This window comes from Bacteroidales bacterium (assembly GCA_029210725.1).
Taxonomy (GTDB): Bacteria; Bacteroidota; Bacteroidia; order Bacteroidales.
In genome coordinates, this window is record JARGFM010000002.1 from 209206 (window position 1) to 226430 (window position 17225).

13 protein-coding genes and 1 tRNA gene are annotated in these 17225 nt (G+C 49.0%); 8 read left to right on the forward strand and 6 right to left on the reverse strand.

Going from position 1 to position 17225, the window contains the following annotated elements; all coding sequences use genetic code 11:
• Positions 1-7 precede the first annotated feature (7 nt).
• The 3 genes from P1P86_02130 to P1P86_02140 are packed head-to-tail and all read left to right on the forward strand — an operon-like array spanning position 8 to position 2993.
• Positions 8-1477, forward strand: coding sequence for an L-serine ammonia-lyase, iron-sulfur-dependent, subunit alpha (locus P1P86_02130; protein MDF1573978.1), 1470 nt, complete (start codon positions 8-10; stop codon positions 1475-1477).
• Positions 1464-2108 (forward strand): CPBP family intramembrane metalloprotease, encoded by a 645-nt coding sequence (locus tag P1P86_02135; protein MDF1573979.1) that lies wholly within the window; start codon positions 1464-1466, stop codon positions 2106-2108. The genes P1P86_02130 and P1P86_02135 overlap by 14 nt, the downstream gene beginning before the upstream one ends.
• A gap of 45 nt (positions 2109-2153) precedes the next feature.
• Positions 2154-2993 carry an endonuclease/exonuclease/phosphatase family protein gene (locus P1P86_02140; protein MDF1573980.1) on the forward strand — a complete coding sequence of 280 codons (840 nt, stop codon included), beginning with the start codon at positions 2154-2156 and terminating at the stop codon, positions 2991-2993.
• Positions 2994-3117: 124 nt separating this feature from the next.
• On the opposite strand, the gene folB is transcribed toward P1P86_02140, so the two are convergent.
• Positions 3118-3486: a dihydroneopterin aldolase gene (gene folB / locus P1P86_02145; GenBank protein MDF1573981.1), complete on the reverse strand. Its 369-nt coding sequence runs from the start codon at positions 3484-3486 to the stop codon at positions 3118-3120.
• A gap of 58 nt (positions 3487-3544) precedes the next feature.
• Here folB and P1P86_02150 point away from each other — a divergent pair, with 58 nt between their 5' ends.
• The 3 genes from P1P86_02150 to P1P86_02160 all read left to right on the forward strand — a co-directional run bounded on the left by P1P86_02150 (position 3545) and on the right by P1P86_02160 (position 9824).
• A complete protein-coding gene (locus tag P1P86_02150) occupies positions 3545-5749 on the forward strand; it encodes an ABC transporter permease (GenBank protein ID MDF1573982.1) in 2205 nt (734 codons plus the stop codon).
• A gap of 74 nt (positions 5750-5823) precedes the next feature.
• Positions 5824-7512 carry a glutamine--tRNA ligase/YqeY domain fusion protein gene (locus P1P86_02155; protein ID MDF1573983.1) on the forward strand — a complete coding sequence of 563 codons (1689 nt, stop codon included), beginning with the start codon at positions 5824-5826 and terminating at the stop codon, positions 7510-7512.
• Positions 7513-7544: 32 nt separating this feature from the next.
• Positions 7545-9824 carry a patatin-like phospholipase family protein gene (locus tag P1P86_02160; protein MDF1573984.1) on the forward strand — a complete coding sequence of 760 codons (2280 nt, stop codon included), beginning with the start codon at positions 7545-7547 and terminating at the stop codon, positions 9822-9824.
• Positions 9825-9897: 73 nt separating this feature from the next.
• Here P1P86_02160 and P1P86_02165 read toward each other — a convergent pair whose 3' ends face one another.
• Positions 9898-10722 (reverse strand): mechanosensitive ion channel, encoded by an 825-nt coding sequence (locus tag P1P86_02165; protein ID MDF1573985.1) that lies wholly within the window; start codon positions 10720-10722, stop codon positions 9898-9900.
• A gap of 85 nt (positions 10723-10807) precedes the next feature.
• Positions 10808-12100, reverse strand: a complete 1293-nt coding sequence (locus tag P1P86_02170; protein ID MDF1573986.1) for a glucoamylase family protein — start codon at positions 12098-12100, stop codon at positions 10808-10810.
• 105 nt (positions 12101-12205) lie between these two features.
• Here P1P86_02170 and P1P86_02175 point away from each other — a divergent pair, with 105 nt between their 5' ends.
• Positions 12206-12553, forward strand: a complete 348-nt coding sequence (locus tag P1P86_02175) for a DUF2568 domain-containing protein (protein MDF1573987.1) — start codon at positions 12206-12208, stop codon at positions 12551-12553.
• A gap of 199 nt (positions 12554-12752) precedes the next feature.
• Positions 12753-12823: transfer RNA gene (locus tag P1P86_02180), tRNA-Cys, on the forward strand.
• Positions 12824-12903: 80 nt separating this feature from the next.
• On the opposite strand, the gene P1P86_02185 is transcribed toward P1P86_02180, so the two are convergent.
• From P1P86_02185 to P1P86_02195, 3 genes are all read right to left on the reverse strand, one after another.
• Complete coding sequence (locus P1P86_02185) at positions 12904-14007, reverse strand: Fic family protein (GenBank protein ID MDF1573988.1); 1104 nt, start codon at positions 14005-14007, stop codon at positions 12904-12906.
• 732 nt (positions 14008-14739) lie between these two features.
• Positions 14740-16524, reverse strand: a complete 1785-nt coding sequence (locus P1P86_02190) for a tetratricopeptide repeat protein (protein ID MDF1573989.1) — start codon at positions 16522-16524, stop codon at positions 14740-14742.
• A 61-nt stretch (positions 16525-16585) separates the two neighbouring features.
• Positions 16586-17225, reverse strand: a 640-nt coding sequence (locus P1P86_02195) for a response regulator transcription factor (GenBank protein ID MDF1573990.1), incomplete at its 5' end; no start/stop codon positions are given.

Consider the following 17225-nt stretch of genomic DNA (forward strand, 5'->3'; position numbering starts at 1 on the left):
AAAAGAAGTGACAAGTCATATTCCCAGCATATTCAATGATGTAGTTGGCCCGGTTATGCGGGGGCCATCCAGTTCTCACAGTGCAGCGGCACTTCGGATAGGGCGGATTTGTCGGGAGCTGATGCAGGGCGATCCCGGACGTGTGATAGTAAGCTATGATGCCAGGGATGCCCTGGCCACCACTCACAAGAGTCAGGGATCTGATATGGGTATTAAGGGAGGATTGTTAGGTTTCGAAGCCGATGATGAGCGTTTGAGGGATCCCGATCCTTACCTGGCAGAGGCAGGGATCGATCTTAGTTTCAGGGTGACCGATACCGGTTTTGGCCTTCCCAACCTCTACCTGGTTCACATGCAGCAAGGGGGTTTAAAAATGGAAGTGGTTGCCCTTTCCACCGGTGGAGGGATGATCGAAATCATCCGGATCAACCAGGTTCCTGTCTCCATTAAAGGGGACCGGCAGGTGGAGCTATGGTTTGCAGAAAGCGGCAAACTCCTTCTGCAGGGCCCGCCCCCCGAGGGAGCTGCAAAACGAGTGATTGCTCCTGTTTTGCCCCTTGCTTCTTTTGATCCTATAGGGGTACCCTTCAGCACCTGCCAGGAGATGATGCAATACAACGCCGAAAGAAATCTGCCTGCCTGGGAACTCGCTGCCGATTATGAATCCATGCAGGGAAAAATCACGGATGTGGAGGTCTTTCAGAAGATGCGGGAACTATACAGGGTGATGCGCGGTTCCATCAATGCGGGATTGAGAGGGACCAGCTATCAGGACCGGATTTTAGGGGCACAGTCGGCTGCCTACCAGAAAAGCCTGGAGTCGGGGATCCTGGCAGGAGGTGAAGCCCTGCATAACATCACTCTTTATGTATCAGCCATCATGGAAGTCAAGAGCTCCATGGGAACCATTGTGGCTGCTCCTACAGCCGGATCATGCGGAACCTTTCCCGGTGCGGTGATTGGAGTGGCCGACTCCCTGGGCCTGGATGAGGAGCGGATCGTCAAGGCTTTGCTGGCCGGGAGTCTGACAGGTATATTTATAGCTGCCGCATCTACCTTTTCAGCCGAGATCGGGGGGTGCCAGGCGGAGTGTGGATCGGGTTCCGGTATGGCCGCCTCAGCAATTGCCTGGATATTGGGAGGCAGTGTGGAACAGTGTATGGCAGCTGCCTCCATGGCCCTTCAGAATTCACTGGGGATGATATGCGATCCAATTGCTGCCCGGGTGGAAGCTCCGTGCCTGGGAAAGAACATCAGCTCGGCTGTTAACGGACTCACAAGTGCGAATATGGCAGTGGCCGGATATGATCCTCTGATCCCGCTGGATGAGGTAATTGAGACCATGGATAGGGTGGGCCGGAGCCTCCCCCGCGAACTACGTTGTACCGCTCTGGGCGGACTCTCTACAACGCCGACGGCCATGGAAATTGAGAAACGGCTGGAAATAAATGAAAATCAGGGGAATGCATCTGCCTAAGAATCACCTGTGGCTGGGCCTGGAGTTCATACTCCTGTTTTTCGGAATCCCCTTGATTATCTACCTGGATGAGAATTTTATCCACCCCAGCATCATCATCCTGCCGGTCCTGCTGTTTATCTTCCTTCTGCTGAGGCGCAATCCCGAATTCAGATGGAGAGAACTGGTCGCCTGGTCGGTTCCCCGGAAAATGCTGGCTGTAAACGGACTTGTGATTATTTCTTCTGCCTTGCTGGTGTGGGCCTATGTCTACTTTTTTGACCGGGAGAAGCTGTTTAACCTTCCCAGGACCAATCCTTGGATTTATCTGGCCCTGTGTGTTTTTTATCCGGTGTTTTCGGCCTATGGGCAGGAGATTATCTACCGGACCTTTCTTTCAAGGCGATATTCGGCGATCTTCCGGAAGAGCTGGCAATATCTGTTGGCCAGTGCCATCAGCTTTTCATTTGTGCACATCGTTTATTATAATCCGGTATCCATGATACTTACCTTTATCGGCGGACTTTATTTTGCAAGGATGTATCAGCGGACTCGAAGCGTACTTTTTACCGCTGTATTACACGGTATTTTCGGAATCATATTTTTTGGCATGGGTATGGGCCAGTATTTCTGGCTGGACATGCCCGCATAAACTTATCAAAACGGAGGTTATATGAAGGGTACAAACTGGAATCATATGTTACGGGCTGTTATCGCAGCTTGTTTCTGCCTTTGGGCAGCAGGTGTGAGGGCACAGGAGCCCGTGGAACTGATAAGCTACAACATCCGGATGAATACTTCCGGCGACGGGGAGCACGCCTGGCCCCACAGGAAGGAAAATGTGGCCGCTCTTTTCAGGTTCCACAGGGCCGATATTTTCTGTGTTCAGGAAGCCTTGCCTGAGCAGATGGACGATCTGGATGCGGCTTTCCCTGGTTTTACCTACGAAGGGCTTGGTAGGGATGACGGGAAGAGGAAAGGGGAGTTTTCGGCTGTCTTCTATAATCGCGATCGTTTTAAAAAGCTTGACGGGGGTACTTTCTGGCTTTCCGAGACTCCGGGTGAATGCAGCTTTGGATGGGATGCGGCCTGCCGCAGGGTTTGCAGCTGGGTAAAGCTGGAAGATAAGCTTACCGGCGAATCGCTGCATGTATTTAATACCCATTTCGATCACCGGGGAGAAGTGGCCCGCAGCCAATCGGCCCGGCTGATCCTGGATAAGATCGAGGAAATATCAAAAGGGGCGGGAGCGATCGTGTTGTGCGGCGATTTTAACCTTCCTCCTGCTTCCGCACCCATTTCGCTTATCAGGACGAAACTCAGGGATGCATTCCGGGTATCGGAGCAGCCTCCTTATGCTTCGGTGGCAACCTTTCACGGATTCACCTATGATGATCCGCCCGGAGAGAGGATCGATTATGTCTTTGTTTCAGGCGATCTGAAAGTCCTGCGCTACGGAGGGCTGACCGATTCCAGGGACCGCTCCTTTTTCTCGGACCATCTTCCGGTGCTGGTAACTCTGCAGTTGGTCAAATGACAGCAGACATTCCAGTAAAATTCGGAGGTTATTTACCAAAAGCTGGGCTCGGCTTATACACAGATTATCAGCTACTCTTATCAATGTCAATAACTGGTATTTAGTACCTCCCCTTGCTGCAGCTCTAACCGGCCTTCTGCTTCCTGCTCATCTTTATTCCTACCGATTTGATAGGACCTCCCATGGGGGGATTCAGCTTCCGGATCCTGATCGTGGCTTTCTTAACACCATCCATCTCTGCAAAGAGTGCATCCAGTATGCGCTTCCCGATGTTTTCCAGGAGCTTTGATTTGGTCCGCCGCATCTCATTTTTAATGATCGCGTACGCCTGCTGGTAATTCACCGCATCCTGGAGCTTATCAGAGTCAGCCGGTAAGGCCAGGTCGGCATCCATCTCCAGGTCAACCAGGAACCGGTTGCCAACAATTTGTTCCTCCTGGTAATGGCCATGGAAAGCGTAGAATTCCATCTCTTCTATGATTACTTTACCCATAAATCAAAATTAGCAATAAATAACTTTTAAATCTCAGGCGCATGCCATACTTTTAGGCATGTTTAAAAGTCTTGTTAAGAACGCATTCCGGAACATCACCAACAAGTTTGGTTACAGTTTTCTGAATATAATGGGGATGACCCTGGGGATTACCAGTGCCCTTTTCCTGATTCTCTATGTTAGCGATGAGCTCAGTTTTGACCAGTACCATGAAAAAAGCGACCGGATTTACCGGGTCCAGTCGCATATTACTGAAACCGATGATGAGTTCACATGGATCGTTGCCCAGATTCCCTTTGCCCCACAGGTGGATGAAGACTACCCGGAGGTAGAGAGTGTTACCCGGCTTTTCAATTTTCAGCAGGCACTTTTTAAGAACGGGGATATCGAATTCACCGAGGAGGAGGTTTATTATGCCGACTCTACCTTTTTTGACATTTTCACCTATAAGACCCTGGAGGGGGGGACCGGCGATGCTCTGGATAAACCCAACTCCATCGTATTAACCGAAACCATGGCGGACCGATATTTCAGCGGGGAACCTGCCGTTGGATCCACCCTGAAGGTGGGAGAAGAGATCTATACCGTCACGGCGGTTATCGAGGACGTACCCAGGAACTCTCATGTCCTGTTCGATGCACTGGTTTCCCGGAACAGCCTGCCTGCCCAGATGGGAAGCTGGGGCAACTTCGGGGTTTTTACCTACCTGCTCCTCCAGGAGGGTGAAGACGCCGCTCAGCTGCAGGATAAGATGAAGGAGATGTACGACCGCTATATGTCCACCATCTTCGAAAGTATGGGTATTAGCATCGAGTACGAGTTAATGAAGGTGACCGATATTCACCTGCATTCTGAAAATGCCGGTGAACCGCAGCCCACAGGGAGTATTCAATATGTGATTATTTTCAGTATTGTTGCTTTTTTCCTCTTATTGATAGCGACCCTGAACTATATCAGCCTGGCAACAGCCAGGTCTGCCAAGCGTGCCAGGGAGATCAGCCTGCGTAAGGTGATCGGGTCGAGCAGGCGTCTGCTGATTACCCAGTTCCTGGCTGAATCCACCCTGCTCACCTTCTTTTCCCTGGTGCTTAGCATCGGTCTTATCATGCTTTTGCTACCCCAGCTGAATATGCTCTCCGGCAAGGATTTTACTCTGGAAGTCCTGGGCAGGCCCGTGGCCATACTCAGTCTTCTTGCCGGTACCCTGGTGGTCATCCAGCAGCTCAATTACATGCAGAACAAGGATCAGGGCTGGAGCATGGAGGGGGTTGTTTCCATGCAGTTGCCGGATAATGAACCCATAAGCAACATGCGCCTGCTTAAGGAGAAACTGATTGAAAGTCCGCAGATTGAGCATGCAGCATTAACCAACACCAGGATCGGAAGTGGTTCCGGAAAAGTGATTTTCCAGATGGAGACTTCCAATGGGATGGAAACACGTGGAATCAATTTTGCCGTGGTCGATCACGATTTCGTGGAGACCATGGGTATACAGATGGTGGAAGGACGCGATTTTTCCAAAGACTTTATCGGGGATACCCTGACAGGTGTTCTGGTGAACCAGACTCTGGCTGCACGACTCAACTGGGAGGAGCCTCTGGGTAAGCGGGTCCAGCTTGGGGATGGAGCGCAAATCATGGGCCGGGTCATCGGGGTTTTGAAAGATTACCATCAGACTGGCATGTATAATGAGGTGGAGTCTCTGATGCTGCTGTATCGTTTGGATAGCCCCATCCTGTACATCAGGATGGCCCGGGAAAACGGGGAGGGCACCCTGGGATTTATCCAGGAGAACTGGGAGGAAATCTTTCCCGGCAAACCCTTCAACTATTCTTTTCTGGAGGATGACTTTATGGACCAGTTCAGTAACGACAGGAACCGCAGGGCCGTCTTTGCAGCATTTACCATCCTGGTTATTATCATTGCCTGCCTGGGCCTTTTTGGACTGGCCACCTATACCACAGAACGGCGTGCTCCTGAGATAGGAGTCAGGAAGGTATTCGGAGCCAGCATTGAAAGAGTCCTGCGAATGGTTCTCTGGGAATTCATGCTGCTGGTCCTGGTTTCCTATGCGATTTCCATCCCGGCCGTATGGTTTATGATGAACAACTGGCTCGAGAATTACGTATACCGAATCGAGATCAGCCCGCTTATCTTCCTGTGGTCCGTGCTGCTGATCCTGGTGCCGACCATACTGACCGCGAGCTACCAGTCTTACAAGGCGGCCACTGCCAATCCGGCCGATTCCATATTTCAGGAATAAAATTCCCGCAGCCCTGCCGGATTCCTTTTAGTTCGTCAGAATTACTAATTTTGTGAACTTTAAGAGGAAGAAAAATGACAGAGCATAAAGAAGATACCGGAGAAAAGAAGAGCCTGAACTTTATCGAGGCTATGGTGGAGGCGGATATCCGCAGCGGAAGGGATAATGGCAGGGTGCATACGCGTTTTCCGCCGGAACCCAACGGTTACCTCCATATCGGTCACGCCAAGGCCATTTGTCTCGATTTCGGGATCGCTGAAAAATACGGCGGGAAATGCAACCTCCGCTTCGATGATACCAATCCCACCAAGGAGGATGTGGAATATGTGGACTCCATCAAGGAGGACATTCACTGGCTTGGATTTGACTGGGAGGACCGGGAGTATTTTGCCTCTGATTACTTTGGGAAGCTCTACGATTTTGCCATTGAACTGATTAAAAAGGGGCTGGCTTATGTGGACGACCAGTCGTCCGTGGAGATCGCGGGCCAGAAAGGCACACCCAGCGAACCGGGAACAAACAGTCCTTTTCGGGATCGATCCTTGGAGGAGAACCTGGACCTGTTCATGCGGATGAATACCGGGGAGTTTCCCGAAGGTTCCCGGGTGCTGCGGGCAAAAATTGATATGGCCTCTCCCAATATGCATATGCGCGACCCGGTGATCTACCGGATCCTCTTTCATCCCCATCATCGTACCGGCGAGGCCTGGAAGGTATACCCCATGTATGATTTTGCCCATGGGCAATCCGACTACTTTGAGGGTGTAACCCATTCCTTATGCACCCTCGAGTTTGAAGTCCACCGGCCGCTTTATGACTGGCTCGTGGAGCATCTGAAAACGGGCGATTACAGGCCCCGTCAAACGGAATTCAACCGGCTGAACCTGAGTTATACCGTGTTGAGCAAGCGAGTTCTGCTGAATCTGGTCAGGGAAGGGCATGTGAAGGGCTGGGACGATCCGCGGATGCCAACACTTACCGGATTGCGCCGGCGGGGATATACCCCGGAATCGATCCGGAACTTCAACGACAGCATCGGCTACACCAAGGTAATGGCCCAGAACGATGTGGGACTGCTGGAGTTTGCAGTCAGGGAGGACCTGAATAAGAGGGCTCCCAGGGTCATGGCCGTCCTGAATCCCCTGAAGCTGATCATTAGCAATTACCCCGAAGAGAAGACCGAGGAAATGGAGACGATCAATAACCCGGAAGATGAATCCAGGGGCAGCCGTACCATTCCTTTTTCCAGGGAAATATACATTGAGCGGGAGGATTTTTTGGAAGACCCCCCCGGCAAGTTTTTCCGCCTGGGTCCCGGGCGGGAAGTCAGATTGAAATCGGCCTACATCATTAAATGCGAAGGGTTTAAAAAAGATGAAAACGGGGAGATTTCAGAGGTTTACTGCAGCTACGATGAAGCGACCCGAAGCGGAGGTCCCGAGGCTGACCGGAAGGTAAAGGGAACTCTGCACTGGGTATCGGCCCGGCACGCAGTGGAAGCCGAGGTGAGGCTTTACGACCGCCTCTTCAGCGATCCCGATCCGGCCGGACACAAAGACAAGAACCCGGTCGATTTCCTGAACCCCGATTCGCTGAAGGTGATCACCGGCTACGTGGAGCCCTCCCTGAAAGAGGCCGGGCCCCTGGATCAATTTCAGTTCCAGAGGCTGGGTTATTTCAATGTGGATCCCGATACGACTCCGGACAGGCTGGTGTTTAATCGTACGGTCACCCTGCGGGACAACTGGACAAAGAAAACCTGAAAAGCATTCCAGCTATAACACAGATAGGATCAATGTACCGTAAAAGGCTCCCTTATATCCTTCTTTTTCTTTGTTTCATTCCGCACTTGCTACTGGCACAAACGGAATCGCCGGTCCGGCCCAAAATCGGGTATGTGCTTAGTGGCGGGGGTGCCAAGGGGATGGCCCATGTGGGAGTGCTGAAAGTACTTGAAGAGCTTGGGCTGGAGCCCGATTATATTACCGGCACCAGCATGGGAAGCATCATGGGGGGGCTCTATGCCATCGGTTATTCAGCCGATGAGATTGCGCATATCATTGAGACCATTGACTGGAGCACTGTGCTGACCAACGAGATCCCGTCCAGCGAGGTAATCATGCGCAGAAAACATGAGTATGGCCGCTATATACTGGAAATACCCATTTATGATGGAAAACCCGAACTTCCAGCCGGACTGATCGAGGGGCAAAAGCTTTCTGAGCTTTTTTCCGAACTCTCCTGGAGAGTGGCCGGTGTGAATGATTTTCATGACTTTCCCTATCCCTTTACCGGCATTGGCACTGATATTCTCAGGGGGGAGAAGGTGCTGATGAGAAGCGGGGACCTGTCATCCGCCATGCGTGCCAGCATGGCCATTCCCAGTGTATTTACCGCTGTAGTAAGGGATTCCGTGCACATCCTGGTGGATGGAGGGGTGATGCGCAATTTCCCGGTCCAGGAGGCCATCGACATGGGAGCCGATATTATCATCGGTGTTTATGTGGGCTTTGACAGTCAGATGGAAGCCAGACAACTTCGCTCCTTAACCAGCGTGATCACACGCACCTCCTTGTTATCCGGGGCCCAGGATGTGGCATCGCAGGTTCCTCTGGTGGATTACATGATCGTGCCCGACCTGGAGGGATACTCCCCCGCCAGCTTTGGCAGCGGGGTGGAGATCATGAACAGGGGGGAGGAGGCTGCCAGGGCCCGGATCGGTCTCCTGAAGGCACTGGCCGATTCGGTTAACAACCTGGGGGTTCCACCCAAAAGGAGACAACTTCCGGCCAATGATTCTGTTTTTATAGGAGACATAAAGGTATTATCAGTGAGTCCGGCTCTTGAAAGCTTTGTTGTATCCCGTTCGGGGATTGAGACCGGCCAATGGATCCATCCGGATCTCTTAAACAAAGGGATTGATAAACTGTTTGGCACGCTCTTTTTCGAAAAAATCGAGTATTATTTTGAAAAGATGCAAGAGGGATACCGTTTGGTCTTCAGGATCAAAGAGAAAGCACATTCTTCCATCGGGGCAGCCCTGCATTATGACAACACCTTTGGCCCCGGCCTGATTCTGAATTATACCCTGATCAACTCGCTGGTGGAGGGATCCAGGCTGGGTCTTAGTATGGATATCAGCGAGAATATGCAGCTGAAGGCTTATTATGATCTGCACCTGGGCAAAAAGAGGAATTTCATAGCCTCTCTCTTTGTCACCTCGGAAAGAGAGGTACTTCCCTTTTTTTCCAATGATGTGGATATCGGGAACTATCATCACGGCCTGACCAGGGCAGGGCTTGGTCTCAGGCAGAGCCTGGGTATTAACAGCCATCTTGGTACCGATTTTTATTATCGTTATTCCAACCTGAAACTTTCCAGGAACATTAAGGAGGTTAAACCAGAACTGGAGTTTCTGGATAATTTTATTTTCCGGGGCCCGGAACTGGCCTTGTTTTACCAGTTAAATACCTTTGATAACAACCTCTATCCCACCAGGGGCAGCAGGATGTATATTACTTACAGACAGGCATATAGCACACAATTTATCACGAAACTTGATTTTCCGGACAGCCTGGATATTCAAAACAGAAACACCAGTTCCAGGGATCCTTACTGGCACCTGACCGTCGATTTGGAAAGTTTTATTCCATTGGGAAAGAAAATGTCGTTCAACTCGGAGTTTGCCATTGGATTATCCGCCAATGATAAACCCTTTCCCGATAACTATTATGTGGGGGGCTATCGCTATAACCAGAGAAGCAGCCAGGTGGCCTTCGTGGGTCTGCAAAGTCACGAATTACTGCAGGGCAATTATGTGAAAGAAAAATTCGCCCTCCAGGTTGAGGCCATTCCAAACCTTTTCTTATCCGCACTATATAACCTTGTTTTTGTCTCCAATGACCATACGACCTTCCTGGATGACATTATATCCTGGAACAACGAGGCACGTTATATGGGTGTTGGAGCAGGATTCACCTATAAGACTCCTATTGGTCCCGTTTCGGTCTTCCTGGGGTCGCGAACCGATCTCTGGAATCCCGCCTGGTATACCAATATCGGATTTACCTTCTAGAAAAGAAAGCTCCGGAAAACAGAATGGGACCACCCTGTTAAGGTGATCCCATTCAAAGGTTTAGCACATTATGCTAACCTTTGTGATTGTAGAGATGCACATCCTGCTGCGGGAAGGGGATGGAGATACTGGCACCATCAAACTGCTTTTTCACGTTTTCGGTAATATCAAAGAAGAGACTCCAGTAATCCTCCGATTTTACCCAGGTCCTCAGCTTCAGGTTTACGGAGCTGTCGGCAAGCGCTTCGACCATGACCTCAGGTGGATTTTCCTCCTTCAGAACGCGTTCATCCTTTTGTGCCATTTTCAACAGAATATCCTTGGCCTTATCAATATCGTCCCCGTATCCAATTCCAAACGAGAAGTCGATGCGCCGGGTGGGCATGGCTGAAAAGTTGGTAATGGACCCAGTGGCCAGGGGGGAATTGGGAATGATCACCTTACGGTTATCGGGGGTAGCTAATACCGTGGTGAAGATCTGTATCTCCTTAACAGTACCCATAAATCCCTGTGCTTCGATGAAATGTCCCACTTCGTAGGGTTTGAAAAGCAGGATCATTACGCCACCGGCAAAGTTCTGAAGCGTTCCCTGAAGAGCCAGACCCACTGCCAGACCGGCCGCACCCAGTACGGCAATAAAAGAGGTCATCTGGATTCCCACCATACCCATGACACTGATTACCAGCATCACCTTCAGCAGGATATTGATGGATGTTTTCAGGAAGGGGATCAATGATTCGTTCACCCTTCCCTTCCTCATGCCTCGGATCAGGGCCTTGGTGATCCACCTGATTACAATAAGGCCTACGATCAGGACCACAATGGCCATGAAAAATTTCATTCCGTAGGTGACGGCCAATTCATAAATCTGCGCAAGAATTTCCTGGAATTTTTCCATAGTTGATTATTTAGGGTTAAAAATGTTTCATTAACAGGCTCAATGGGTAATTGTTGAAAACAAGGTAGAAATTCTGAGCTGAATTTTAAAATGAAAAACCAAGCCTCTGTAAGCCCGCAGCTATTTCAGGAGCAGACATAAAGAGCTCCCACAGCAATCCGGACCGGTAATTTTCGATCATAACCACAATGGGCCCCTGGTCGATGGCCAGGTAAGAATCGGCCCACCAGTTCTCGGTCTGGTTAAAGGCATCGTGGAACCCATACACACCCCACAGCTTATGGCCCAGCTCATAATAGAAGTGTCTGATGGCAGAGAGGGAGTGTTCAGGGGTGTAGGGGATGGATGAAATGGCAGCTGTGGGAGTGATGACTCCCAGGTCGTTGGTGGGCGAGTGTGCATTGTAAAACTGGTGGTTATCACTCGCGGTAAGCCCCCAGCACTGGGCACTGTACCCTTTGTAATTCTTTGGATTCTCTATGCAATACTGACGGTTGATCAAAGTGTGGTTCATATTCTGCTGCCAGTAACTGGCATACTGGTCCTTCAGGTTCCTTGGATCGAGCCCCAGGAAGGAATAGTGTGAGAAAAAAAGCGGGCCGCCCAGCTCTTCCCCCAGGGGAAGTTTGATGCCATAATATTCGGAGCCATTCACGATGTCCCCGGCCCGGGCATATCCATTGTGGTAGGCCATGGAATCTATCGGATGTGTCGGTGAGGAAGCCGCCAGCACATAAGTAATCAGGGTTTCATTATGTCCCCGGATGGCATGATTCATCTCCCAGCCAAAGTCGGGCGACCAGTGCCAGTAAAGCACCTCCTCCCCTCCCCGGGTAAACCAGTCCCACTCCACCGACTGCCAGAGGGTATCAATGCGGTTTTTTAACGCCTTCTCTCTGGCATCCGTTTTAAACAGATACTCTCTCATGGTGAGCAGGCCCTGCACCAGAAAAGCGGTTTCCACCAGATCGGCCCCATTATCTTTTTCGCTGAAGGGGATCACTTTTCCGGAGGATCCGCTGAGCCAGTGTGGCCATACTCCGTGGAACCGGTCGCAGCTTTCCAGGAAGTCCAGAATTTTTTCCAGATGGGCGATCCCCTCCTGGCGTGTCACAAATCCCCGTTCCATTCCCACAACCAGGGCCATGATTCCGAATCCGGTGCCTCCGGAAGTCACTGTATCCAGAGAACTGTTTCGCTCCCTGGCCATCCCGGAAGCCGGATCAGCAAAATCGTAAAAGTATTTGAAGGTCTGATGTTGTACCAGATCAAGCAGTTTTTCATCGGTCAGCTGAAGCTCAATTTCCGGTTTGCATCCTGTGCCGGGACCGGCCACCAGCGCGGTCCCCACTATCGTCCAAAAAAGAATTTTTTTCATAGCAATAAAGTTAAACAATGAGCGATAGAAAACCTATGTTCTATATGAATTGTTACAGGGATATCATCAGAACTTAATCAAATGTCTAAACACCCAATAAATAGCATGGTCCGATTGCAGGCGGAAGCAGTCGCCCTGGCAACTTTTGCTTTTTGGGGCTATCACCAATCAGATACGAATCTGAGGATCTTTCTGGCGGTCCTTCTCCCACTGCTGTTCGCCATTCTGTGGGGTGTCTTTGCAGTCAGGGGAGACCCCAGCCGTTCCGGTAAAACAGTTGTTCAAACCCCGGGGATCGTAAGGCTTTTGCTGGAGCTTGGATTATTCGGGGCAGCAATATGGATGATGCTGGACCTGGATCACTCCCTGATCGCTTTGGTTTTTGGATTGGCTGTAGCGATACACTATTTCATCTCCTTCGACCGTATTGCCTGGCTGCTGAAACAAAAATGAGAATTTTTACTAATTTTGCCGTGAAATCCGCAGCGGATTTGACAAGATTGAAATTAAATTATGGTCGGTTTGCCGAGTGGCTAGGCGCTGGTCTGCAAAACCAGTTACAGCGGTTCGAACCGAGCCGCTACCTGCGGCGAGCTCACCGAACGCAGTGAGGTAATCCGCAGCGGATTTGACAAGATTGAAATTAAATTATGGTCGGTTTGCCGAGTGGCTAGGCGCTGGTCTGCAAAACCAGTTACAGCGGTTCGAATCCGCTACCGACCTCACTATAAAAACCGAACTTTCTGATAATAAAGAGGTTCGGTTTTTTGTTTGCCCTGTTTTGGCGTACAGTTGGCGTATTCTCATTTCACCAATTCATAATTCGTACTTCTCCCACCTGCAGCTTCTTTTCGTAAAATGTTTTTATTGATCAAGTCATTAATGTCTCTGATCGCAGTATCCTTTGAACATTTGGCAATTTTCGCCCATTTAGATGAAGTCAGTTTCCCGTCAAATCCATCTAATAGTTTGTTGATCTGCTTTCGCTGCCTTTCATTTATAATGGTCTTCGAGTGTTTATTCCAAAAATCAGCTTTGAACAATACTTGCCTGAGTATTGAATCAGTGGATTTTAGTGCAATTATCAGGCAGTTCAAAAACCATGTTATCCATTCAGTGATATCAAGATTACCCTTTTGTGTTTTTTCGAGTATCTCATAATATCCTCTCCGTTCTTTTCGGATTTGGGCTGACATACTATAGAATCGTTGATTACTTTTGTCTGCCCTTGCTAAAATCATATCCGACAGTGCCCTTGTTATTCTTCCATTTCCATCTTCAAAAGGATGAATGGTTACAAACCAAAGGTGGGCAATCGCAGCTTTTATTACCAGATCTGTTTTATCGTCACTATTGAACCAATTCAGGAAACGAAGCATTTCATTATCTACTAATCCAGAATCTGGTGCCTGGAAATGCACTTTTTCTTTTCCCATAGCTCCTGATACCACTTGCATGGGACCTGTTGTATCCTTTCTCCAATCTGCAACCCTAATCTTATACATTCCACTTCTGCCTGTTGGAAATAATGCTGCATGCCAATCAAAAAACCTTTCTGCTGATAGAGGTTCGAAGCAGTTTTGTGTGGCATCAAACATCATTTCAACTATTCCATCAACATTTCTATCAGATTCGATTGAACCTGCAATATCCATTCCTAATTTCCTGGCGATGGATGAGCGAACCTGGTCCGGATTTAGAATTTCTCCTTCGATTTCTGACGATTTTAAAACATCCAATGTTAAGGTATCCAGGAGTGCCTCATTTCTCAGATCAAATCCCAATAACTCCATTTTACCTATCAGGCGACCCTGAAGATTTCTTGCCTCACTAAGCAGACTGATAATTAGATCTGTATTCCAGGTAAAGTGTGGCCAGTTATCTTTTTGATATATATAGACGCTCATTCGTCGCATAATATACAACGAAAATACGCCTTATTCGTTGCATCTCAAAATTTTCCGTTGCAAATATTGCATCAAATAATTAGTTTATTCGTTGCATCATGGCTCAATAGGTCTTTTTTACTGACAAGTAAATTGGGCGTACAGTTGGCGTATAATATTTGTTTTTGGTTGGGTTTACTTACTTCTACCTGGGTTGAAAAAGTTTGTAATTCTCTGCAGGAGATATGATTAAGGATAAAAGGGAGTAATAAGAATTGACTGAATCCAAACGCTACCGACCTCAATGAAATCCCCTTTCGCGAAGCGATTGGGGATTGCTTGAAAGGCCCCCTCTCCTGGATCATGAGTCGCATCCACAGTGCGATGAATATCCCGCTACCGACCTCAAAAAATCACTGAATATCAAGGGAATATAAGTTTTGCCGTTATCTCATTCTTGTCACATTTTTGAGAATATGCAGATTTTGATTTCCATTGCTTCTTATATGGTTTCAACGATAACACAGAATAGGCTCGATTTGCAAAACTTACCATATGTGAGGTATTGCAACTCATCAGCATGGCATCATTTGATCGAACATCAATTTGTACCTAAAATGGGAATGCAGCATACCGGAATATCAGTCAATAAAAATAGTTCCTAATTCTGGCTATGTCTCATCTCAAAAGAAAAATAAGGAGTACAACGACCAGGCATCGTACCCCTGAGGAAATTCTGTAGTAGATTCTCTATTATTTTTCCGGCAGGAAATTCTCAAGCACCCATAATTCGGAATCAGTTGAGGCTCCTCCTCTGCCCGCGAAGGCGAGTTTTCGCCCGTCAGGACTGATCGTAAGGTTATATATGCCCCAGCTTTTTTGCAGTCCGGTCTTCTCGGGTTTGCCACCCTCTACAGGCACCCGCCACAGATCAAAGTTCCTCATATCATTCAGATCAGGTGCGGCAAACAGGATATATCGTCCATCCGGTGACCATGCTTGATGAATTCCGGGCGTTCCCCATTTTATTTCTCCGAAACTCCATATCTCCTTTACTTCTCCACCAGAGGCCGGCATGATATTCAGCGACCTTATCCCACCCCAGCCTGCATTTGAAAAGCAGAGCCAGTGAGCATCCGGAGATAGCGCAATTCTGATTCCTCTTTCAACCTGCGGATAACGAAACAGTTCCTTCTCTTCACCGGACCGAAGGTCACGAACGACGATTTGGGAGATGCCGGCATCTAATTTAGCACGTGCAAAGAAACACTTCTCATCAGGGCCGTATGCCCCTCCCGTAAGACGCTCATCCGGGCCGCAGAGATAAACCCGGTTGATCTCACCTGTTTTCAGTTCGATACGGTATATACTAAAACCCGAAATACCTGTTGAACCCCCGAAGGTTATAAATCTGCCATCAGGGGACCAGTCAGGCCCACCAATATATCTGAGCCCAAGCCGCCAGATCTCTCTGTAGAAAACCTGCTCCTTTCCTGTATCGAGTGATCGAATGCACAGGGCATTGCCAACGTTGGTAGGATATGGGGAGTTGCCGCGTCTGGATACATAGGCCAGATATTTCCCATCGGGGGAGAAGGATGGGGTAAAATTGCCTCCTTCATAGGACTCTACGAACTTCCTGGGAGGGCTGGTGACATTGCACGTTGTGGGATCGAGGTCGACAGCAAAGACGTCTTCCGTTACCCTGACCACGCCATAGTACAGAGCTCCTTCGTGTGTTAAGCTTACGGGTTGAATGCGTTCAATACCAGGCTTGATGAGGGTCGGTTCATTCTGGATTTCTGTGCCGGAGAGCTCACCAACCCACAGGCTGAGATCACCCGTCCTGTCACTGGCAAAAATGAGCCATTGGCCATCCATGGAACAGCCGAGAAGATAATCGTCAGCGGGATGTTTTATCAGCGATGTTTCCTGGCCTGTTTCAATGTTCATCACGAAGATGTCTCGCTCAGGATTCAGATGATCGGTAAGCCGGTCGTAGATGATATGGCGGCTGTCTGATGAGAAGCGAAGAGTTGTAGGATATATCTGTCGTCTAAGCTCGGAGAGAATACGGATTGATCCATTCTTAGTGGAAACCAGCACGATCTGATCCGGCTCATTTTTTTGAGAAACCAAGGCTGCAATGTGCCTCCCGTCGGGAGACCAGGACAAGCTCCACATTTCATTGGCTTTAGCGATCTGAGTAATCACTCTTGGTTTGCCACCCTCGAGCCCAACCATCTCGATCTGATCGGGATAAGTGTTAACCAGCTGGGTGAAATATTCAGTGGCTTTTTGTTTGCCCATTTTCTCATTGATCAATCCGAGATGGTAAAGTGCTTTTGCAGCCACCGGTCGGTCATCCGGGTAGTTCTCAAGAATATCCAGGCAGAGTTCAGCTGCTTTTTCAAGGTCGCCCGTTACTTCTTCTTCATATATAGCTGCTGTTAATGCTACCGATGCCTTGTTTTCCTGTGCGGATAGGGAACAGGTCAGAAATCCTAAAAAGATCATCAATAAAATCCGTGTTTTCATGGTTCTAAGTCTTTTGTGTACAAAAGTACCATGGGTCAGTGTTAAGCCGCTGAAGCTGCCGTTAAGTTTGGTTAAGACCGGGTGAAGAACCATGGGTATTGAATCTATATCCCACCCCCCGAATGCCTGTTATCCAGTGCGACTGATCCGGATCATCTTCTATCTTCCTGCGCAGATTGGCAATATGTGTATCCACGGTCCTGGATGTAACATAAATATCATCGCCCCAGATGCTGCTGAGAATATTATCGCGTTTGAGTACATGTCCCGCATGCTGCATCAGCATTTTCAAGAGGGCGAATTCGATAGTAGTGAGCTGAACAGGTACGCCATTTTTTGTGAATTCATATTTCGAAGGATCCAGTTCAAACGGACCAACCTGGATTGTTTTAGCAGCGGTCTGCTGATCCCTGATCTCCGACCGGCGCAGTAAGGCTTTTACACGGGCATGAAGCTCGAAGGTACTGAATGGTTTAGTTATATAATCGTCTGCCCCGAGCTCAAGGCCCAGCACCTTGTCGAATTCCTGGCTCTTGGCCGTCAACATGATGATCGGAGTTCCGATATTTCGCCGCCGTAATTCCTTGCATATCTCCAGGCCATCGAGCTCCGGCAGCATGAGGTCGAGGATGATGATACCCAGGTTCAAATCCAATGCTTTTTCAAGTCCTTCCGGACCCGTGGAAGCAGTTTCCACCCTG

Bases quoted from the DNA above. Each gene is read 5' to 3' on its own strand.
- P1P86_02190 (MDF1573989.1), bottom strand. From the start codon at position 16,524: ATGAAAACACGGATTTTATTGATGATCTTTTTAGGATTTCTGACCTGT.
- P1P86_02165 (MDF1573985.1), bottom strand. From the start codon at position 10,722: ATGGAAAAATTCCAGGAAATTCTTGCGCAGATTTATGAATTGGCCGTC.
- P1P86_02175 (MDF1573987.1), top strand. From the start codon at position 12,206: ATGGTCCGATTGCAGGCGGAAGCAGTCGCCCTGGCAACTTTTGCTTTT.
- P1P86_02185 (MDF1573988.1), bottom strand. From the start codon at position 14,007: ATGAGCGTCTATATATATCAAAAAGATAACTGGCCACACTTTACCTGG.
- folB (MDF1573981.1), bottom strand. From the start codon at position 3,486: ATGGGTAAAGTAATCATAGAAGAGATGGAATTCTACGCTTTCCATGGC.
- P1P86_02155 (MDF1573983.1), top strand. From the start codon at position 5,824: ATGACAGAGCATAAAGAAGATACCGGAGAAAAGAAGAGCCTGAACTTT.
- P1P86_02170 (MDF1573986.1), bottom strand. From the start codon at position 12,100: ATGAAAAAAATTCTTTTTTGGACGATAGTGGGGACCGCGCTGGTGGCC.
- P1P86_02150 (MDF1573982.1), top strand. From the start codon at position 3,545: ATGTTTAAAAGTCTTGTTAAGAACGCATTCCGGAACATCACCAACAAG.
- P1P86_02135 (MDF1573979.1), top strand. From the start codon at position 1,464: ATGCATCTGCCTAAGAATCACCTGTGGCTGGGCCTGGAGTTCATACTC.
- P1P86_02140 (MDF1573980.1), top strand. From the start codon at position 2,154: ATGTTACGGGCTGTTATCGCAGCTTGTTTCTGCCTTTGGGCAGCAGGT.
- P1P86_02160 (MDF1573984.1), top strand. From the start codon at position 7,545: ATGTACCGTAAAAGGCTCCCTTATATCCTTCTTTTTCTTTGTTTCATT.